Origin of the sequence: Streptomyces sp. PCS3-D2, assembly GCF_000612545.2 — a bacterium.
Taxonomy (GTDB): domain Bacteria; phylum Actinomycetota; class Actinomycetes; order Streptomycetales; family Streptomycetaceae; genus Streptomyces.
Map to the genome: position 1 here is coordinate 662623 of NZ_CP097800.1, position 19881 is coordinate 682503.

Below are 19881 nucleotides of genomic sequence, written 5' to 3' on the forward strand. Positions count from 1 at the left end.
CGCGGGCCTACTCCTCGCCCCCGCGGGGCGCGGGCCCGCCGCCGGCGCGGCGGGGCAGGTCTCGGGGGCCGGTGGCTCGGGTGATGGCGCTCTCGACGGCGGCCACCCGGTCCGCGAGCAGACCGAGGGCGGCCACCGCGCGACTCACGGAGTCCTCGCCGGAACCGCCGAGCGCCTGGCTGCGGACGTACGCCGCGGTGATCTCGGCCCAGCGCGCGGCCGGGCCGTCGGTGAGGGTGCCGCGGAGGGCGGCGAGCTTGAGGAGATCCGCCTCCGCACCCGTGGTGAGGGTCTGGGCCTCCGCCGTGTAGTGGTCGTCGATCAGCGCGGACAGCTCCGCGTCGTTCATGGCCGGAGAGATCCGGGCCGCGATCTTGTTCATGTTCCGGTACGAGCCCTGGAGCCGGAAGGGAGGCTCGGTGCGGCTCGTGCCGCTCCGGGCCGCCGAGGCCATGTAGGCCCCGTTCACCGCGAGGACCGTCCGCCGGGCGGTGAGCAGGTGCCGGAGGACCACGAGGATCCGGTCCAGTTCGGCCGCCTGGAACGGGTGGGTGAGCCGGTCTCGGCGCGCGGTGGGGTCTTCGGCCGCGAGGCGTACCAGCAGCTCCAGATCGGCCCGCTCCCGTCCGGCGAGCGGGGCGAGGACGGGGTTGGAGGTGAGGGCGTTCTCGACGAAGCTGAAGGCGAAGGCGTCTTCCTTTCCGTTCAGCACGTCGCCGAGGTTCCACACGTCGGCCCGGTTCGCGAGCATGTCGGGAACCCGGAAGCGCTGCCCCGACTCGGTGTACGGGTTGCCGGCCATGCAGACGGCGAAGCGCTTCCCCCGCAGGTCGTGTCCGTCCAGCGTGCGGGTCGCGTCGCACAGCGGAATGAACTTCTGGAGCAGCTCGGGCGAGGTGTGCTGGATGTCATCCAGGTAGAGCAGGACGTTGTTCCCGGCGGCGAGCGCGAAGGCGATCTTCTCCAGCTCGCGGCGGGCGGCGGCATCCGGCGCCTCGGCGGGGTCCAGGGAAGTGGTGCGACCGAGGGCCGGACCGTCGACCTTGACCAGGAGCAGCCCGAGGCGTTCGGCGACGTATTCCATGAGGGTGGTCTTGCCGTAGCCCGGCGGTGAGACCAGCAGGAGCAGGCCGTGGCTGTCGGTGCGCTTGGCGTCCCCGACCGCGCCCAGCTGCTTGGCGAGGTTGTCGCCGATGAGGGGCAGGTAGACCTCGTCGACGAGCCGGTTGCGGACGAAGGAGGACATGACCCGGGGCCGGTACGCGTCCAGGCGCAGCTGTGCCCGCTCGGCTGCGAGCAGGCCGCTGCGGCGCTGCTGGTAGGCGCGGAAGCCCGGGACGGCGTGGGCCGCGAAAGCCGCCGTGCGGGTGAGGAACTCGTCCAAGCGCACGTCCATGGCACGCCCGGTGATCCGGGGATGGGCGCCGAGCAGGCCGGTGACGGTCGCCGTCGTCGCGCCCGTGGCCTCATAGCGGTCCAGGGCCGGGCACAGTTCGACCGCTGCCGCCTCGGCGATGTCCCCCGCGTCGATGTCCTCGCCGCACGCCGTCGCGTAGGAGGTGAGCCAGCCCTCGACGAGGTGCCGTCGTGCCGCCAGGTCGGGGAGGACGGCGAGGTCCTCGTCGTACGGTGAACTCCCCACGGTCCGGCGGAACGTGTCGAGCAGGGTGTGGGCCGCGGCGGAGAGCGCGAATCCGTCGGGGCCGGTGGTCAACTCCTCGAAGAGGTACGCGGCGGCGTGCGCGGCATCCGTTTCCCGCTCGATGGACCGGGAGATCTCCGAGGCGAGTTCCGCCCGGAGGCCTTCGATCGCCGGCGCGAGCCCGAACGTTTCGCGGGCCCGGACCAGGGACATCGCCCGCCGGACGAAGGCATCGCGGAAGTCCGCCCTCGCGCTGTGGGCCCAGAAGAGTACGGCCGCCGCCCGGACGTGCGGCGGGTAGCGCAGCAGGCCGGCCTTCTCGTGCAGCCTGAGCACCGCGTCGAGGATCACGGTGGCGTCGTGATCGTGGACGCCGCGTTCGTAGCCCTCGTCGTACGCGGCCTCGGCGGCCCGCCGTACGACCGCCGGCAGGTCGGCGTCGGCCAGGGCGGCGGCGCCGTGGTCGGCCAGCAGCCGCGCGGCCAGGTGTTCGGCCCGGTACACCTCGGGGGACTCGGACGGCAGCAGCCGGTCCCAGTAGGGACGGGTGTCGGCGAAGTCCGGGTCGGTGACCGGACGGCGGTAGTCGGTGCCGGTCAGGGCGAAGGCCTGGCCGTCGCGGTGCGGTACGAGGGTCAGCTCGGGGCTCTGGCGCGTGACGGCGAAGCGGTGGCGGCCCAGGCGGATCGTGTCGCCGCCGTCGCCGAACAGCTCCCCGCGGTCGCGCAGGGCGCGCCCGGCCTCCTGGCGGGCGGCCAGCAGCCGGCCTTCCAGCTCCTCCGCCCGCACGGCGTCGCCGAGCTGCCTCAGCTGGTCGGCGGTGCGGCGGACCTTGTCCGCCATGGGGTCGGAGGTGAAGTAGGTGTTGATCTCGTCGAGGCTGGCGAGTCCCGACGTGCGGCGGGCGACCGCTTCCAGGACACGGCGCGCGGAGTCGGAGAGGGCTTCGGCGCGCCGGGCCCGGGCGTCGCGCAGGGTCTGCTGGCGGGAGGAGAACGCGTCGTGGACCTCGGTCCGCTTCTCGGTGATCTCGGCCAGGAACCCGTCGTGCTCGGCGAAGCGCGACTCCAGGTTCTCCAGCTGGAGCAGCAGGCGCGCGAGCTGGGCCTCGCACTCCTCGGGCGTGGACGCCGTGGCCAGGGCGCCGGTGACGGCCTGGCCGAGCAGCGCGAACTCGGCCGCGAACTCGGCCCGTCCTTCACGGTCGAGGAGCTCCCGGCGGCGGGCGGCGAGCGTGGCGCGGGCCCGGTTGACGGACCCGAGGACCTCGGCGATCCGCTCCAGGATGGTCGTGCGCACGGTCGCGTCACCGATGTCGAGGCCCGCGACGACCTCGACGAGGGTCTGGAGGCCGAAGGTCCGCTCGGCCAGCCGCTCCTCGACGGGGACGGCTTCGGCGACGGTGGTGATGGCCTCGGCTTCGGCGGTGAGCCGTTCGGCCTCGACGTGATGGGCGGTGAAGGCGTCCTCGCGGTGCAGGAAGGCGACGGCACGCCGGGCCGCGGCGGTGATGTCGCCTTCCACGCTCGCGGCCAGGGCCTCGATGCCGTCGGTGTCCGCGTGGCGCATCTCCTTGAGGGTGACCAACCGGCCCTGTGCCCGCCGCAGCTCGGTGATGCGGTCGATCCACTCCTCGGCGGTGGCCGGGGCCTCGCCACGGATGCGGCGGACCAGCCGGGCGATCGTCCGGGCGGCTTCGCCGAGGGCGTCGGCGGCCTGACGGGTGAGGGCCTGGACGCTCTCGAACTCCTCCAGTACCTGCGCGGCCGTGGACCGTACCTCCTCCAGGGGGCCGCGCAGGTCTCCGGTCTCCGCGTCGCCGAGCCAGGGGAAGCGGTCGGCGGCGCGGACACAGGCGGCGAGCAGCGTCTCGTAGGCCGCCCCCACCGGCGCGGCCCCGGTCTCCGTGGCCTGCCGGGCGATGGAGAGGCAGTCGGCGATGCCCCGCACCAGGTCGGGGTTGCCGATGCGGGCGAGTGGTCCGTCCGCGGACGAGGGGACGTGGGTGTCGGACGTGTAGGGGGTGCGCCAGATCTGTACGGGGTGCATCCGCGCGGGCTCGCCGGAGCCGGCGCGCAGCACGACGAGTGTGCCGTCGTCGAAGAGGGCGTGGCCGTGGCAGGGAATCGGGGCGGCGACCTCTTTGCGGATCAGGTTGTAGGACAGCAGCAGGCCGCGCCCACCGGAGCCGGCGTGGAAGGCGAAGAGGACGTCCTCGCCATGGGGAGAGCGCACGGCCTTTTCGAACGCCAGGTCCGTGGTGTCCGTGTCGAAGGTCTTCACGGTGCCCGAGGCGAGGCAGTATCCGCCGGGGAAGACGATGCCCTCGTCGTCGGGCAGCCGGCGGCAGGACCGGCCGATGCCGTCGAGGCGGACGACCGTGTTGGTGACGGTGTTGTAGACCAGGTGGCGCCTGGTCTCCTCCTTGTAGGGGCGGACGCGGAGCAGGATCAGCGCGCCGACGGTGGCGTGGGCGATCTCGGCGTCGGCGAGGGACTGGAGGGGCTCGTCGACCGGCTCGCGGTGAATGCCCTCGCCGGTCTCGGTGTCGTTGTCGGTCTTGACGACGAGGGCGCCTCCGACCGTGGAGACGAAGATCCGTCCGTCGACGGATGCGTGCGGGTACCGGCCCGGGACGTGGTCGTCGCGGGTGGTCTCGCACCACTCGACGTCGTGGGCGGGCGGGAAGACGTGGTCGCGCTCCCCCCGGGCGTCCAGGAACCTCGCCTCGCCGGCCTGGGTGAGGGACCAGCGCAGGACGCGGATGTCCTCGGCCTGCTCCCCGGTCCGGAAGACGGCCAGCAGCCTGCCGTCGGCGTGACGCAGCCGCAGCAGGCGCGCGCCCTGGTAGTAGCGGTGCAGCGCCCCGAACTCCCGGGTGAAGGCGGGGTCTTCGAGGAGGCCGGGCACGGCGGCGGCGGGCAGCGGGTTCAGGTCGCGGTCGTACAGGGCGAGCACGTCCGCGACGGACGTCTCCTGGCCATGACCGGCGGCGCCGTGGTAACCGAAGAGCAGTGCGTCCCCGATGGCGACGATGTCGCCGGGCACCCGGCTCTGCTCGGTCCGCAGGCGCTCGGAGCCCGAGAGCGTGAGCCCGGCCCCGCCGAACTCGGCGGTGCGGGCGGCGTTGAGGGCCTCCGCGCGCCGGGCCAGCTCGCCGGCCTGCGCTGCCAGGCGGTCGCGCAATACCTCGTACGTACCCGCGTCCAACAGCGTCGTCATCTGCTCCAGCTCCCTCGCGTACAAGATGGTGTGCGGTTGCGGAGCCGCCACTACTGCGGCGGCTCCGCAACCTTGACCGCACCCCCGTGGCGGTCAGTTCTTGGCGGCGCCGTTCAGGACGGCACCGCTGGACCCGGCGAGTCCGCTCACCGGCAGGTCGGCCAGGCCCAGCTGTCGGGCTCGTGCCAGCAGCTCGTCCAGCTGCCCGGATCCGGCCGGCATCAGCTTCATGAGAAGGGCCGAGACGGTCAGGTTCTGCACGTCGGACGTGGACAGCGAGCCCAGCATCTTGGTGAGGTCCTCGGTGAAGGAGGAGGCTGCGCCGTCCAGCCAGGGCCCGGCCAGGGTCCGGGCGGTCTGCGAGTGCTCCATGAACCCGTCCACCGCCCGGCCCATCGACATCGCGCCCACGATCCGGTCGAAGAAGGCCGCCTCACCGCCGACGATGCTGATGTCGGCGCTCTCCAGTCCCGTCGCCAGCACGGTCGCCTGGGCCTCGGCCACCTGCCGCTGCATGTCGAGCCCGGCGAGGCGGACTTCCTTCTCCGCCTCCAGCCGCAGCCGGTACTCCTCGTGGCCGCGCGAGGCCTCGTCGAGGGCGGCCATGGCCGCGGCCTTCTCGGTGAGGCCCTCGGCCTCCGCCTTCAGCTTCTCCCCGATCGCGGCCGCCTGGGCCAGTGCCATGTCGCGGGCGCCGTCCGCCTCGGCCCTGAGCCGTGCCGTGGTGGCTCCGGCCTCGGCCAGGCCGGTCTTCTCGATCGCGTCCGCTTCCTTCTCCCGTACGGCGACGGCGGCCAGACCCTCGGCGGCTGCCTCCGCCTGGATTCCTTCGGCGAGCCGGATCTTGGCCCGGGCGTCGAGGTCGGCGGTCTTGTTCCTGGCCTCGGCGAGGGTGAGCTCCTCCGCCGCCCGGTGCACGGCCGCCTGCTCGGCGGCCTCCGCCGCCTTGATGTCCTTGACCAGCTTCTCCTGCGCCTGCGCCTCGGCGGCGATGACGACGGCCTGACGCTCCCGCTCGGCCTCTTCCACCGTCCGCAGCCGCTTGATGGACTCCTCCTGCTCGGCGACGGTACGGTCGACCGCGATCCGCTCCCGCACGACCTCGGCGATGTCCCGCTTCTCGGTCTCGACCTCCTTGTCGGCGGCGATCCGGGTCAGCTGGGTCTCCCGTTCCCTCGCGATGACCTCCAGCAGTCGGTCCTTCTCGATCCGCTCGTTCTCGACGGCGATGACCCGCTCGCGGTTCTTCTGTGCGACGGCGACCTCACGGGCCTGGTTCTCACGCTGGATGCCGAGCTGCTCCTCGGTCTTGAGGAAGGCGCTCTGCGCCCGCAGCCGCTCCTCCTCCACCACACGGGCGGTTTCCGCCTCCTCCCGGGCCCGGACCGTCTCGATCTCGCGGCGCTGCTTGATCTCGGCGTCGGCCTGCCGACGCTCGAGTTCCAAGATGGCCTCGCGTGCGTCGACGTTCTGCCGGGTGAGCTCCTTCTGCTCGTGCTGGCGGAACTCGTTGGTGCGCACGCTCTCGACGGCCGTCAGCTCGGTGATCTTCCGGATGCCCTGGGCGTCCAGGATGTTGCCTGCGTCCAGCTGGGCGAGCGGGGTCTGCTCCAGGTAGTCGATCGCCGCGTCCTCCAGGCTGTAGCCGTTCAGATCGGTGCCGATGACGTGGATGATCCGGTCGCGCAGTTCGTCGCGCATCGTGTAGAGATCGGTGAAGTCGAGTTGCTTGCCGACCGTCTTGAGCGCCTCGGAGAACTTGGCGTTGAACAGCTCCTGCAGCGTCGCCTTGTCCGAGGCCCGCTGGGTGCCGATGGCCTGGGCGACCTTGATGACGTCCTCGACGGTCTTGTTGACCCGGACGAAGAAGGAGATCCGGATGTCGGCGCGGATGTTGTCCTTACAGATGAGACCGTCGCGCCCGGTGCGGGAGATCTCGATGGTCTTGACCGAGATGTCCATGATCTCGGCCTTGTGCAGCACGGGCAGCACCACCTGGCCGGTGAAGGTCACATCGACCTTTCGCATCTTGGAGACGATCAGGGCCTTGCCCTGCTCCACCTTGCGGAACAACCGCGTCAGCACGATGAGGGTGACGACCGCGAGAACGAGGACGACGATGACGAGCGTGCCAAGGCCCAAAGAGATGGCATCCATGAGGAATCCCCACGTGAGAAGTCGAAGCCGGTAGGCCCGGAGGCCGGGAGGGGCGGCGGGTCAGCCGCGCGGGTCGAGCGCCGCGTCGAAGGGCGCGACCCAGAAGAATTCGCCCGCGTCGTCGTACGCGTACAGCAGCGCGGTGCTGCCGAGCGTGAGCGGATCACTGCCGTGCTGGCGGACCTGGACGATCGCGGTGGCGCCGCCACCTGCCGCGACTTCCGCCTGACCGAAGCCCTGGTCCACCCGCCCGGTGCGGATGACGCAGGTCAGGCCGACGAAGTCCAGCCGGGACGGCCCGGGTTCGTCGGGGAAGAGCTTGGCCAGCGGCCGCAGGAGTAGTCGGGTGACGCGCCACGACAGCAGGAGCGAGGCGAACAGCAGGGCGGCGCCGAGGAAGCTCTCCACCCCACCCGGCCATCCCGTACGGGCGAGGAGCACGGAGCCGGCAAGGCTGGTGAACCAGGCCAGGCCGATCAGCACCGACGCCGACACGGTGACGGGCACGCCGCCGAGGCCGAGGACACCGCCACCCGAATCGGCGGCGTCGTGGTCGGCGGCCCCGCACAGCACGAGCAGCCAGAACCCGAGGACGACGGCCAGGGCCGATGTCAGCAGCACCGTGGGAAAGCCGAGAGCGGCCCCGATGAACTCGTCCACGTCTCCCCCTCCCTTCCGGCACCCGGCATCAGGTGCGTGGGCCGGTGCGGCCTCCCTCCATCCTGCCCCGGAGGCGGCCCCACGCACATTGCCGACCATCGGCAATCTTTACGCCTCTTTCACGCCGACCGCAGGATGGTCGGGCGACGAGCATTGGCGTTAGCATCTAACTAAAGTTAGTGACTAACGAAAGGTGGAGGCATGCTGTCGACGACGGTGGTGGTGGCCGGCGCCGGGCCGACCGGATTGGCGACCGCCTGTGGACTGCGCGCCGCGGGCGTTCCCGTCCGGGTGCTGGACAGGGCGCCGGGACCGGCGGCGACCTCGCGGGCCCTGGGCCTTCAGCCACGCGGTGCCGAGGTGCTCGACCGACTCGGCGCCCTCGGCGACCTGGCCGAGCGATCGGTGCGGATCTCCCAGGTCCTGACGTACGTCGACGGACGCCCCCTGGCGAGACTGCCCGTCGGGCGGCCCACCAGGCTGGTCACCAGGCCCGGCCTGCTCATGTCCCAGGCCGAGGTCGAGGCCCGGCTCCGGGACCGGCTGGCCGGGCTCGGCGTCGAGGTCGAATGGGGCCGCGCGGTGCTGGACGTGCGCCAGGACCCGGAGCGGGTCGTCTTGCGCCTCGACCACGGCGAGGAGGAGGCCGGCTGGCTGGTGGGGTGCGACGGCGCGCACAGCCGCGTGCGCAAGGCCGCCGGGATCGCCTTCCCCGGCGTGCCGGTGGTGGAGCGCTTCCTGCTGGCCGACGTGACGGCCGGCCTGCCGGTCCCCCGGGACACGGTGGCGGTCTGGCTGCGCGGGGACACGATGCTCGGGGCCTTTCCGCTGCCGGGAAAGGACCTGTGGCGCCTGATGGCGCCCGCCGCACCCGGATCGGCGGCGGACCCGGCGGACAGCCTGGCGGAGCTCCTGCGGCGGGAGGCCGGCGTTCCCCGCACCGCGGTGCGGGAGGTGCACTGGACCTCCACCTTCCGGATCAACCGGCGTCTCGCCTCGTCATACCGCAGCGGCAGGCTGCTGCTCGCCGGTGACGCCGCGCACATCCACAGCCCCTTCGGCGGTCAGGGCATGAACACCGGCCTGGGCGACGCGGAGAACCTGGCCTGGAAGCTCGCCCTGGTCGCCACCGGGCGGTCCGACGACGCCCTGCTGGACACCTACGAGGCCGAACGCAGACCGGTCGCCCGCGAGGTGCTGTCGTCCACCACCGCCATGACGGGCGTGGTGCTCGGCCGGAGCACGTGGGCCCGGGCCCTGCGCGACCACGTCTTCGTCCCCCTGCTCGACCGGCCCACCGTGCAACGCCGGCTCTGGGAGAAGTCCTCCCAGCTGACCCTCAGCTACCGCAGGGGCCCCCTCGGCACCCTCCACCGGCTCCCCAGGCCCCTCCCCGGACCTGCCCCGCACCCCGGCGACCGCGTACCGGACGGGCCCTGCATCCGTCAGGACGGCAGCACCACGCGCCTGTACGAGGAACTGCGCACGGGCTGGGCCCTCCTCAGCCCCGGGGCGCCTCCCTCCGCCCAGGAGGCCGTCGCCGTGCGGCACCTCGGTGCGGACAAGGTGACCGCACTCACCGTGCCGGGCGGCTCCCGGCGCACCCTGCTGGTACGACCCGACGCCCACCTGGCCTGGCGCGGAACGCGGGCCGCCGCTCTGGACCGGGCACTGACACGCATACTCGGGAACGGCACAGGACAGTGAGCGAGCACCGAAAACGCCCGGAGGCGGTAGTTCCATGAGTACGTCCCCCACGCCGGTTCCCGGCCTGCGCGAACGGAAGAAGGCGCAGACGCGCCGGACGATCCAGGAACAGGCCCTGCGCCTGTTCCTGGCCCAGGGGTACCAGAACACCACCGTCGAGGAGATCTCGGCCGCGGCGGGGGTCTCGCACATGACGTTCTTCCGGCACTTCCCCACCAAGGAGGCCGTGGTGGAGTCCGACGACTACGATCCGCTGATCGCCCGGCTCATCGAGGAGCGGCCGCGCCACGAGGACAGCCTCACCGCCCTGTGCAGCGCCCTGAGCCAGGGCCTGCGGGCGGTGTACGCCGACGGCAAGGACTCCCTGCTCGCCCGTACCAGACTCATCCTCGGCACGCCCGCCCTGCGCGCCCGGACCTGGGACAACCAGTACGCCACCCAGCGGCTCTTCGCCGACGCCCTCAGATCGCGCCACCCCGGCGAAAGCGACCTCTCCGCCCGGGTCGTCGCGGCGGCCGCCCTCGGGGCCGTGACGACGGCACTCGCCGCCTGGGTCGAAAGTGACGGCGCCCTCGACCTCCCCGCCCTGGCCGACGAGGCCTTTCGCGCCCTGCGCCCGTCATAGCGGCCACCGCCCCCGCGGGCGGTCCCCGGCCCGGTCCGGTGCCGCCACGGGCTCCCTGCCGACCCTCCGCCGAGGACCCGCCGTCCCCTACCGCTCCACGTCCTGCCCGCCCAGAGCCATCACGACTCCGGTCAGGAACAGGCTCAGGCCGATCACCACGAAGGGGAAGCCGGGACCCGGCAGGACGTACATCACCGCTCCCAGGCAGGTGACGGGAAGCCCCGCGGCGGCGAGTACGAGGCCGAGACGGCGCTCGGCCGTGACCCAGCGGTAGAGGGCGGCGCGGCAGGTTCGGAACCGCATCAGGCCGCCCTCCGGACGGTGCCCGTCATCGGGGGAACGGCACCGGGCAGATCGGCACGGCACGGCAGCGGCACCACCGCCGGCATGAGCAGCGGCTTCGTCGTCCTGCCCAGCGCTGTCGCGTGGATCATGTGCTTCCATTCGTGGGCGCCGTTCCGGAATGAGGCGCTCACCTTACCTGGACCATACGTGGCGTGTTCATGCCGGTGATCGGCAACGAAGAAGGCCGAGCACTGCCGCCAGGGGCCCGTCAGAACCGCGTAAGGGATCCGTAAAATCCATAGCGGTGTGCCGGGAAGCCTGGTCGGCGGTCAAGGGGACACCTCTCACTCGCCGATCGGGGGCTCGTTTTCCATGGTGCTCGTCGCTGTCTTCGGGGTCGTGCTGCTCATCGCGGTCCTGCTGTCCGGGCTCGCCGCCCGGACCGTCCTGTCCACCTCACTCCTCTTCCTGCTCGGCGGCGCTCTGGTCAGCGACGGCTTCCTGGGCCTGATCCACGTCACGCCGGACAGCGAGATCGTCGCGGTGACCGCGGACCTCGCGCTGTTCGCCGTGCTGTTCACCGACGGCATGCACGTCTCGTTCCCGGCCCTGCGCCGGAACTGGCGGAACCCGGCACGGGCCCTGGGCCTGGGCATGCCGCTGGCCCTCGTCGGCATGGCGCTGGTCACCCACTACCTCGTGGGTCTCGACTGGACGACGTCGTTCCTGGTGGGAGCCGTTCTCGCGCCGACGGACCCGGTGTTCGCCTCGGCCATCGTGGGCCGCAAGGAGGTGCCGGCCAAGCTCCGGCAGCTGCTGAACGTGGAAAGCGGGATCAACGACGGACTCGCCCTGCCCGTCGTGCTCGTCCTGATCGCCGCCGCCGGTCCCACGTCCGGGCATGCGGAGGCCTCGCTCGGCAAGATCGGGCTGGAGCTGCTGCTGGGCCTCGTCTTCGGTGTCGTACTGCCGCTGCTGCTGGCGGGCCTGGTCCGGGTACGGAACCTGGGCGCCGAGCCCCGGCTCCAGCCGCTGCTGCCGCTGGCCACCGGGATCATCCTGTACGGACTGTGCCACCTCACCCACGCCAACCCGTACCTGGCGGCCTTCTCCGCGGGCGCGGTCATGGCGAGCGTCTCGCCGACGGCCAAGGAGGTCTTCGAGCCCCTGGGAGAGGCGGTGGCGGAACTCGCCAAGTTCGCCGCCCTGCTGGTGTTCGGCGCGCTGCTCACTCCGGCGCTCTTCGGCGACCTGTCGTGGGGCGGGTACGCGGCCGTGGTACTGGCCATCGTGCTCATCCGGCCCGCGTCCCTGCTGGTGTCGCTGCTGGGCACGAAGTTCGAGAAGCGGGAGAAGCTGGTCGCGGCGTGGTTCGGCCCCAAGGGATTCGCATCGGTGGTCTACGGTCTGCTGGTCCTCCAGGCCGGTATCCCGCAGGGCGAGACCGCATACACCCTGATCGCGGTCTGCATCGCCTTCTCCATCGTCGCCCACAGCAGCACGGACGTTCCGGTGGCCCGCCTGTTCCACATCCAGGGCGACGCCGGCGTGCCGAGCGGCGAGCTGCTCACGGCGGCTGCAGCGGCACCGGCCGCAGAAGCGGCACCGGCGGCCGAGGCGTACGACCGCGCGGAGAAGGCTCCGCGACAGGAGGGCCGTGTCCGGAGCTGAGACGGAACGCCCCGCTCGCCGGGGCATACGCAGAGAGGGCCGGCGCCCGGTCGGGGGAACCCTGGCGGGGCTCGGCGGCCTGGCCTCGCTCGGCTCGGCCGCGGTCGCCTTCGCCGCTCTCCGGGCGGACGTTCCGGACGAGCCGGACGAGCGGACCTATGCAGCGACGCTGCCCGCCGACGACGAGTTGAGCGCGTACGCGGCGCAGGCGGACATCTCGGGCGGCGGGTCGAGCGACTTGGCTCCGGCCGTCGTCTCCCTGTCGACCGAAGGCCCGCTCTACTCCGTGGCCCTGGCGCTCGTCACCCTGGTGATCGGCGTGCTGGGCCTGTTCGCCTGCTGGTGTCTGGTCGGCCCGCCGGGGCGGATGTCCTGGGGTCGGTCGAAGAGCCTCACGCTGGCCGCATGGGCCGCCCTGGCCCTGATCGCCGACGCGTTCCTGATCCTGTGGCTGCTGGTCTGGCTCGGCGGGCCCTACTGGCTGCATCCGACGCTCTGGCTGCTGACGGTGCTCCCCGCCGCCGTGTCCGCCGTTGCCCTCAGGACGAAAGGCGCACGTACATGACCTCGGCACGTACCGTACGGGCCGTGGCCGGGGCGGCGGCCTGGTGGGGCCTGGTGACCCTGGCGCTCTGGCTGGTCGGTCTCCTCCTCGGCCAGTCGGCTCCCCTGTCGGGATGTGCTCTCGGCGCCCTGGCCGTCATCGTGATCGGCGAGATCGGCGACCGCGTCCGCAGGGCCTGGAAGCACATGCGGCAACGATCCCTCTGATCGTCCCGAGGGCCTCTGACCGCATCGACTCCTTCGGGAAAGGTAGGACGACCTCATGAAGACCAGCGACTCCGACGGCGTCGGGGACCGCCGGTGAACGACGAACCCGTCTTCGTACGACACACACGGACCCGCCGGTACGTCTACAACCCCCGCAACGCCGTGGGTCGCGCCTTCATCGTCATCGCACCGCTCGTCGCGATCGGCATGCTCTCCTCGCTCTACGCCGGCTGGCACTGGAGCGAAGGCGAACTGCGCACGGCCGTCCGCCAGGCCGCCGACGCACTGAACGCCAGGCCCCACTACGCAAGCGGCACCACGGCCCAGGACGACCTCGTCCGCAGCGCCGTCAAGGAGACCGGCACGGGTCCGGGCCACGGGCTGACGGTCCGGGGAAACGGCGCCACCGGCTACACGATCTCCACGGACGACACCACAACGGAGTTCTGCATGCACGTGACCTTGACCCCGGTCGCCCCCGACGAGCCGTATCCCTCGGCCTTCGAACTCCACCACGTCACCGCGACCGTCGACGAGGGCGCCTGCCGGCAGCCGTGACGGGGAACCGGCCTTCGCCCTTCGAGGACGGCGAGCGCCGCTGGACCGTCCCAACCCGCGACGCCGGCGGGCGGTGTTGCACGCGCGTCGCCGGGCCTCGATCGTCACTGCTCCTGCTGCGGCCAGTCCAGCAATCGGGCTCCGATGACCGCGGTCTGCAGGGTGTAGCGGTGACGCGGATCACCGGGGTCGGCTCCCGTGAGCTTGTGGATGCGTTCGAGTCGGTAGGTGAAGGCGCGCACGCTCAAGGACAGCGCGCGGGCCGCATCGGTGGCCACACAGCCCGCGTCGAAGTAGGCGTGGAGGGTGTCGATGAGCGGCCTGGCACCGCCCCGGGCCTCCTGGAGCGGGCCGAGAACCGTACTGACCAGATCGGCCATGGCCTGCCGGTCGCGCCCGAGGACCGGGTAGACCAGCAGGTCCGCCGCGTGCAGGACCGGGCCTTCCAAGGCGATGCTCCGGGCGAGGTCGAGGGCGTTGAGGGCCTCCTCGTACGAGTGGACCACTCCCCCGGCGCCCGCGTGCGCCCTGCCGATGGCCACCAGGCCGCCGTCGGTGGCCGCGTAGGCCCGTTTGGCGAAGTACGCGAGGACCTCCGGCCGGTCACCGGGGGCGACGCAGATCAGCCGGCCCTCTTTCGTGGTCAGCAGGATGCTGCGGTTTCCGAAGCGGGCCAGGACGGCCGCTTCTATGCCCCGGACGATGCTGTAGCCGTCTCCGTACGGTTCCGGCCCCTGGGCCACCGCCACCGCATGGGCCTGGGAGAGGCGCAGCCCGAACCGTTCGGCGCGTTCCGCGAGCCGGCCCAGGTCGCTGCCGCCGTACAGCAGGTCGTCGATGAACTCCCGGCGCGCGGCCTCCTGCTGCCGCACGGCCTGCTGCTGGGCCCGCTCGTAGCCCTCGGCGAAGGCGTCGACCGCATGCTCCACCGCGCCCAGCAGATACGGCAGCTCGCCTGCGGGAAGCTCCGACTGGATGTCGCGGGCGAGGGCCAGGTGGGCCCGCACGAGAGCCCGCAACCCGATACCCGCCTCGGCGGCCCGTTCTCCCGCGTCGCGGCGGGCCTCCAGCTCGCCGCGGGTGAAACGGCGTCCGGTGGCGCAGGCTTCGCGCAGGAGGTCGGCACTGCCCTCCAGGTACTCGTCCGTCATCCGCTGCTCGTCGCTCAACCTTCGCCCCGCCCCTTCGTGCATGTCACTGGCCGGGGGCCAGCCTGCCATGCCCGGGGCCCACGGGGCCGCGCAGGTCAGGCCGCGACCACAGCCGGGCGCCGGGAGTGCACCGGGTGGCCGTCGGCGTGTGCGAGAACGGGACGCATGCGCCGCGAGGACGCGCCGCGCCGGAGCGCGGCCGACATCCGCTACGCCCCGGCGAGTTCCGCCGCCCCGAAGGAGACGTCGAAGCGGTCGCACCAGATCGCCACGCTGGAGTAGTCGGCGAGGTTCACGTCCGCCGGGATCTCGTAGTTCTGGTCGCCCTTGTTGCCCTTGAGCTTGCCCAGGCTGACGTACTTGCCGTCGTCGAACACCCGCCAGCCCGCCACCCCTTCCTTCACCGGGGCGTCGGTCAGCCACACCCGCAGGTCGGGCCCGTTGCTCGTGTCGAGCCCCTCCAGCCGGAGCACGTGGGAGCCGTCTGCCAGCCGGACGACCTTCGCCGTGCCCTTGGTGTCGTGTTCGTGGCTGATGAAGGAACCCTGGCTCAGGGTCCGGGGCGTGGCGGGCGCCGCCGGGGCGGCGGACGCGGACTCCGAAGCGGAACCGCCGGGTGCGCTCGGCGCGCTCGGCGCTGCGGTGGGCAACGCCTCGCTGACCGTCTCGTCCTGCCACAGCTTCCACGGCTGGAACAGGTACAGCCCCACGGCCAGGGCAGCCGTCACCAGCACGGCGACACCCGCCGCCAGAGGCCCGCGCCGCCCACGACTCAACTTCATTCCACGACTCCCTGTTCCGCGCCCGACGGGCGATGTACCTACCGTGCGCATTCAACTGGATGCCGGGCCCGCAAACCATTACGCCCGCATTACGGACGCGGGGATGCGGCGCGCGCGGGGATGCGGCCACGCGCCGGGCGGGAGCGGTCCCTTGCGCACTTAGAGACTCCCGGAGGGCTTCCGCCGGCGGTGGTGGAGATCCTCGACCGGGCAATTCACGGCGAGGCGACCTCACGTGCCGCGTCCCCGTACCGGTGTGGCCCCGTGGCCTCCGGTGCGTCGTCGAGCATCGAGTGCTGGGCCGCGTGGGGTTTCTCCCCCGTCAGGCCGGCGACGAGTCCGCCGGGGCGGCGCAACGGGGTGGCCGTCGACCGCGCCGTCGCGTCTGACCTGCGTCGCGGCGCCCCGGCGGGGGCGCTCAGGGGTCGCAGGCGTCGTCGGCGGGTTCTAGCGTGGAGTGAGGGGTGTCGGTTTCTCCCGGCTGAGAGGAGTGGTTGACATGGCGGGCCGCACCCGGAGCGAAGTCGAGTCGGAGATCAAGGAGACCTTGGGTCTTGTACCTCATTTCTTCTCCCGCATCCCCGACGAGTTGCTGGACCACGAGTGGGAGATCTTCAAGAGGATCGAGCTCGGGGAGACGCTCATCCCGAACAAGTACAAGGAGCTCATCGGGATCGCGTTGCACTCGGAGACGAAGTGCCGTTACTGCACCCTTTTCCACACCGAAGCGGCGAAGCTGTTCGGTGCCACGGACGAGGAGATCCAGGAAGCCGTCCACTACGCGAAGAACAGCCTCGGCTGGAGCGGCTACCTCAACGGCATCCGTGAGGACTACGACGACTTCGAGCAGGAACTCGGGCAGATCAAGGAATACCTCGCGTCGAAGGGCTGATCATGCAACTGGAGTGGGCCCGGCCCGGAGTCCTGAAGGCGACCGCTCACGCCGTCGAGTTCGCCGCGCTGGTGGCGGCCGCCCGCTTCGTGGCCGAGTCCGCTCCCCCCGACATACCCGAGGAGTCGCTGCGGCAGCTCCGGCACATCCTGCGCGACTACGACGCCCAGGCACGCCGTCTGCGGGACGCGCCGTCTCCCCCGGGGCCGCACGGCACGGGGCGGCGGTGAGGACGCCGTGAGCAGGCCGCCCTGAGCGGCGGCTGCTCCGCGACGCGCACCCCGCCGCCCGTGCGGCGAGGGTCCGGCCGGTCAGGCTCCCCGGCGGCTCCGCTCCCGCACGTCGGCCATGAGCCGGTCGAGGAACTCCGCCGCGCCGAGGGCACCGACGGCCAGGGCCGCGGCCTGGCCGGCCCACAGGCTGCCGAGGTCCGCCTGCCCCTGGACGCCGGCCTCGTGGCGGACGGGCTGCATCAAGGCGCTCTGCACGGGGTACCGGGGCACGGTCTCCTCGTACGGGGCCATGTCGCGGACGAACCGGTTCACGATTCCGCGGGCGGTCCGGCCCGTGAAGAGACGCGTGAGGACGGTGGTGCGCGCCTCCGGTGAGCCCAGGGCGCGTTTGTGGGCCTCGCTCGCCCCCGATTCGCGCGTGGCGAGGAAGGCCGTGCCGATCTGGACGGCGTCGGCGCCCAGGCCGAGGGCCGCGGCGACTCCCCGGCCGTCGGCGATCCCGCCGGCGGCGATGACGGGGACGCGTACGGCGTCGGCGACCTGGGGCACCAGCGAGAACGTCCCCACGAGCGACTCCCGCACCGGCCGCAGGAAGGCGCCCCGATGCCCACCGGCGTCGGCGCCGGAGGCCACGACGGCGTCAACGCCCGCCTGCTCCAGTACGACGGCCTCGTCCACGGTGGTGGCCGTGCCGATCACCGCGATGCCTCGGCGGCGGGCCTCGTCCATGACCCTGCGGGGCGGGACACCCATCACGAAGCTGATGACCGGGGGCGCGGCCGCGAGCAGCGCGTCCACCTGGGCGTCGAAGTCCGGCCCCGGCCTGACGTCCTCGGCCGCGACCGGGCGCAGCCCGAGTTCGTCGTAGTAGGGGCGCAGCCGCCCGATGTGGGGGGCCAGTGCGGCAGGGTCCGGCCACGGTCCGGCCTCGCCCGGCTGGGGGACCCAGAGGTTGACGGCGAACGGGCGGCCGGTGCGGGCCTTCAGCTGCCGGACGAGGTCCGTGATCTGCTCCGGGGCCAGGACGTGCGCACCGTAGGAACCCAGCCCTCCCTTCTCGGAGACCGCCGCGGCCAGGGCGACCGAGGACAGCCCCCCGCCGAACGGGCCCTGTACGACGGGCAGGTCGATGCCCAGCAGGTCACCGAGGCGTCCTGCGTTCACGCGGTCACCGCCAGGGCTTCGACGGCCCGGCGGCCGTGGACGAACTGCAGTGCGGTCCGGGCGACGTGTTCGCCGAGATGCCGCGCGGTGCGCAGATCGGCCTCCGCGGGCGACTCCTGCGGACCGAGATCGGAGGGCGACTGCGCCATGGCGCCCACGAACGAGCCCAGCCGGTTGAGGTCTTCGGGGCTGCCGTCGGAGCTGTAGATCCAGCCGGGCGGCAGGCCCAGCGGAACCCAGTGCATCCCGTGCTGCGCCGCCAGGACCGTGAGCGACAGCAGTGCGTTGTCCTTGTTGCCGTTCGCCCCGGCCGAGTTGGTGAACCCGGCGGCGAGCTTGCCCTGCCAGCCGCGTGCGGCCCAGACGGGGGCGCCGGCCTCCGCGAAGCGCTGGAACGCCGCCGAGGTGGCGCCCATGTACGTGGGGGAGCCGAAGACGATCGCCTCCGCCTCGGCCAGGGCCGCCCACAGGCCCTCGTCGAGGGTGGAGACGTCCCGCAGGTCCGCCCGGACTCCGGGCACCGCAGCGGCGCCCTCCGCCACGGCCGCGGCCTGCCGGGCGGTATGCCCGTGGCCGCTGTGGTAAGCGATGACGACAGAGATGGGTGCGGACACGGCGGCCCTCCAGAAAGTGGTGTGCCCCGGGGACGGGGTGAACGGTCGGCCGGACGCGGGGACCGGCTTCGAGAACACCATAGACGACCGGTCAACTAAAACACCACCGGTGGCGTCGCCGAGGAGTTGACCGACCGTATACTCCGGCCATGGGACGGACCAGCACCGCGCGCGAGCGGCTCCTCGACGCCACCGGCGAACTCATGCAGCACCGGGGGTACAGCAGCCTGGGCGTGGCAGAGATCTGCGCGGCGGCCGAGGTCAAGAAGGGCAGCTTCTACCACTTCTTCGCCTCGAAACAGGACCTCACCCTGCAGGCGGTCAACGCCTACTGGGAGGACCAGCGCCGCGTCTGGACCGCCGAGCTGAACAGCCCGGATCCCGCCCTGGTCCGGCTCCGCCGGCTGTTGGAGGGCATGGCGCAGGCCCAGCGGCACCGGAGGGAGAGCTGCGGCACGGTCGACGGCTGCCTGCTGGGGAACCTCGCCCTCGAACTGAGCACCCAGGAGCCGGACGTCCGCGCCAGGCTGGAGGGGATCTTCGACGAGCAGACCGCGCTGATCTGCGCCCTGCTCGGTGAGGCCGCGGACGCGGGCGACATCCCGCGCGAGCGGGCCGACGCGTCGGTGGCGCGCGCGGTGATCGCCCACCTGGAGGGCCTGGTGATGTTCGCCAAGCTCAAGAACGATCCCGCGGTCCTCGACCCCCTCTGGCCGCACACGCTGCTGCTGGTCACCGCCGCGAGGTCGTAGGGAGCCCCGGCCCGCACCAGGGGCGGCCCCGTCAGCCCATGTCCATCTGCTCACCGGAGGGGCTCAGGCCCGGCACCAGGGCGTCCCGGAAGAGGCCGAGGGCCGTCACGACGGCCAGGACCACGAACAGCACACCGACCACGTTGGCCAGGACCGGCCCTCGGCTCCAGAGCTTCTCCACGAAGATGACCACCGAGACCGCCGCCATCGCCGCGATGTTCATGGCGCCGAGCGGCACGAGGACGAGCATCAGGCCCCAGCAGCAACCCACGCAGTACAGACCGTGGTGGATCCCCACCCTCAGGTCCCGGGCGACGGGGCGGAAGGCCGCGTAGCGCACCAACTGGGCCAGCGGACTGCGGCAGTGACGCAGGCAGACGTCCTTGAGCGGACCGAGCTGCTGCAGCCCGGCGATCAGGAAAGCGGCGGCACCGATCCAGCGGCCGACCGCCGGATGTGCGTCCACGGCGTCCCCGGTCAGCGCGAGAACGCCGTAGGCGATCAGTCCGAAGAGCGTCCACGCGACCAGGTAGCCACAGGCGAACTGCGCGACCCGGGCCGCCCGCCCCCACCCCGACGCCTGGCGCCCGATGGACCGGGCCCAGGTCACGGCGACCGGTGCCACGGAAGGAAACATCATCGCGGCCATCATGACCGCCCACAGCAGCAGGAAGAGCGGGAGAGCCATGCCCATCGTCCCCGCCGAGACCCCCATGTCACCGGACTGGGCCACGATGACGAGCCAGCAGAGCAGGGCGATCAGGGCCATCACCGACCAGGCGACGGCCATCGTGCGTGCCGGGAGAAGGTTGCCGGGCCGCAACGGAGGCAGGCTACGGGCCGCGTCACGCGCCATGGCTACAGCGCAGCACACGAACACGCGGCGCGCACGCCGACGGCGGTGCCACGGAATGCGATCAACGGTCCGGGCGAGAAGGATGGGATCCAGAGCCCGGCATGCCGGGTAGGCACAGGGCTGGAACCTCCCCCTCCCA

19 protein-coding genes are annotated in these 19881 nt (G+C 72.1%); 9 read left to right on the forward strand and 10 right to left on the reverse strand.

Annotation, left to right across the window (positions count from 1 at the left end; translation table 11 throughout):
* Positions 1-7: 7 nt before the first annotated feature.
* From AW27_RS02700 to AW27_RS02710, 3 genes are all read right to left on the reverse strand, one after another.
* Positions 8-4864, reverse strand: coding sequence for a DNA repair ATPase (locus AW27_RS02700; RefSeq protein WP_052030101.1), 4857 nt, complete (start codon positions 4862-4864; stop codon positions 8-10).
* 93 nt (positions 4865-4957) lie between these two features.
* Complete coding sequence (locus tag AW27_RS02705) at positions 4958-7021, reverse strand: flotillin family protein (protein WP_037916832.1); 2064 nt, start codon at positions 7019-7021, stop codon at positions 4958-4960.
* Positions 7022-7081: 60 nt separating this feature from the next.
* Complete coding sequence (locus AW27_RS02710) at positions 7082-7681, reverse strand: hypothetical protein (RefSeq protein WP_037916829.1); 600 nt, start codon at positions 7679-7681, stop codon at positions 7082-7084.
* A 201-nt stretch (positions 7682-7882) separates the two neighbouring features.
* Here AW27_RS02710 and AW27_RS02715 point away from each other — a divergent pair, with 201 nt between their 5' ends.
* Together AW27_RS02715 and AW27_RS02720 are read left to right on the forward strand one after the other, a co-directional pair.
* On the forward strand, positions 7883-9388 hold the full coding sequence (locus AW27_RS02715; protein ID WP_037916827.1) for an FAD-dependent monooxygenase: 1506 nt from the start codon (positions 7883-7885) through the stop codon (positions 9386-9388).
* Positions 9389-9422: 34 nt separating this feature from the next.
* Positions 9423-10013 (forward strand): TetR/AcrR family transcriptional regulator, encoded by a 591-nt coding sequence (locus AW27_RS02720; protein WP_037916823.1) that lies wholly within the window; start codon positions 9423-9425, stop codon positions 10011-10013.
* Between the two features lie 87 nt (positions 10014-10100).
* Here AW27_RS02720 and AW27_RS02725 read toward each other — a convergent pair whose 3' ends face one another.
* Positions 10101-10316 carry a hypothetical protein gene (locus AW27_RS02725; protein WP_037916821.1) on the reverse strand — a complete coding sequence of 72 codons (216 nt, stop codon included), beginning with the start codon at positions 10314-10316 and terminating at the stop codon, positions 10101-10103.
* Positions 10316-10447, reverse strand: a complete 132-nt coding sequence (locus tag AW27_RS02730) for a hypothetical protein (protein ID WP_269084409.1) — start codon at positions 10445-10447, stop codon at positions 10316-10318. Before AW27_RS02730 ends, AW27_RS02725 begins: the two co-directional genes overlap by 1 nt.
* Before the next feature lie 223 nt (positions 10448-10670).
* Here AW27_RS02730 and AW27_RS02735 point away from each other — a divergent pair, with 223 nt between their 5' ends.
* The 4 genes from AW27_RS02735 to AW27_RS02750 all read left to right on the forward strand — a co-directional run bounded on the left by AW27_RS02735 (position 10671) and on the right by AW27_RS02750 (position 13298).
* Positions 10671-11969 (forward strand): cation:proton antiporter, encoded by a 1299-nt coding sequence (locus tag AW27_RS02735; RefSeq protein WP_078555895.1) that lies wholly within the window; start codon positions 10671-10673, stop codon positions 11967-11969.
* Entirely contained in the window at positions 11956-12534 is a 579-nt protein-coding gene (locus AW27_RS02740) for a hypothetical protein (RefSeq protein ID WP_037916818.1), read from the forward strand. The genes AW27_RS02735 and AW27_RS02740 overlap by 14 nt, the downstream gene beginning before the upstream one ends.
* Positions 12531-12740: a hypothetical protein gene (locus tag AW27_RS02745; protein ID WP_037916816.1), complete on the forward strand. Its 210-nt coding sequence runs from the start codon at positions 12531-12533 to the stop codon at positions 12738-12740. Before AW27_RS02740 ends, AW27_RS02745 begins: the two co-directional genes overlap by 4 nt.
* 93 nt (positions 12741-12833) lie before the next feature.
* The gene (locus AW27_RS02750; RefSeq protein ID WP_052030100.1) at positions 12834-13298 is read left to right on the forward strand and encodes a hypothetical protein; all 465 of its coding nucleotides are present in this window, start codon (positions 12834-12836) and stop codon (positions 13296-13298) included.
* Between the two features lie 104 nt (positions 13299-13402).
* Here the strand turns inward: AW27_RS02750 and AW27_RS02755 are convergent, their stop codons facing one another.
* Together AW27_RS02755 and AW27_RS02760 are read right to left on the reverse strand one after the other, a co-directional pair.
* Positions 13403-14449, reverse strand: coding sequence for a PucR family transcriptional regulator (locus tag AW27_RS02755; RefSeq protein ID WP_037916814.1), 1047 nt, complete (start codon positions 14447-14449; stop codon positions 13403-13405).
* A gap of 209 nt (positions 14450-14658) precedes the next feature.
* Positions 14659-15231 carry a DM13 domain-containing protein gene (locus tag AW27_RS02760; RefSeq protein WP_052030099.1) on the reverse strand — a complete coding sequence of 191 codons (573 nt, stop codon included), beginning with the start codon at positions 15229-15231 and terminating at the stop codon, positions 14659-14661.
* Between the two features lie 547 nt (positions 15232-15778).
* On the opposite strand from AW27_RS02760, the gene AW27_RS02765 reads away from it, so the two are divergent.
* Entirely contained in the window at positions 15779-16123 is a 345-nt protein-coding gene (locus AW27_RS02765; protein ID WP_157840175.1) for a carboxymuconolactone decarboxylase family protein, read from the forward strand.
* A gap of 2 nt (positions 16124-16125) precedes the next feature.
* Complete coding sequence (locus AW27_RS02770; RefSeq protein ID WP_037916808.1) at positions 16126-16353, forward strand: hypothetical protein; 228 nt, start codon at positions 16126-16128, stop codon at positions 16351-16353.
* A gap of 81 nt (positions 16354-16434) precedes the next feature.
* Here AW27_RS02770 and AW27_RS02775 read toward each other — a convergent pair whose 3' ends face one another.
* Together AW27_RS02775 and AW27_RS02780 are read right to left on the reverse strand one after the other, a co-directional pair.
* A complete protein-coding gene (locus AW27_RS02775; protein WP_037916806.1) occupies positions 16435-17520 on the reverse strand; it encodes an NAD(P)H-dependent flavin oxidoreductase in 1086 nt (361 codons plus the stop codon).
* A complete protein-coding gene (locus AW27_RS02780) occupies positions 17517-18134 on the reverse strand; it encodes a flavodoxin family protein (protein WP_037918227.1) in 618 nt (205 codons plus the stop codon). The genes AW27_RS02775 and AW27_RS02780 overlap by 4 nt, the downstream gene beginning before the upstream one ends.
* 149 nt (positions 18135-18283) lie before the next feature.
* Between AW27_RS02780 and AW27_RS02785 the strand changes: the two genes are divergently transcribed.
* Positions 18284-18886, forward strand: coding sequence for a TetR/AcrR family transcriptional regulator (locus AW27_RS02785; protein ID WP_037916803.1), 603 nt, complete (start codon positions 18284-18286; stop codon positions 18884-18886).
* 31 nt (positions 18887-18917) lie between these two features.
* Here the strand turns inward: AW27_RS02785 and AW27_RS02790 are convergent, their stop codons facing one another.
* A complete protein-coding gene (locus AW27_RS02790) occupies positions 18918-19742 on the reverse strand; it encodes a DUF2182 domain-containing protein (RefSeq protein WP_037916799.1) in 825 nt (274 codons plus the stop codon).
* Positions 19743-19881 lie beyond the last annotated feature (139 nt).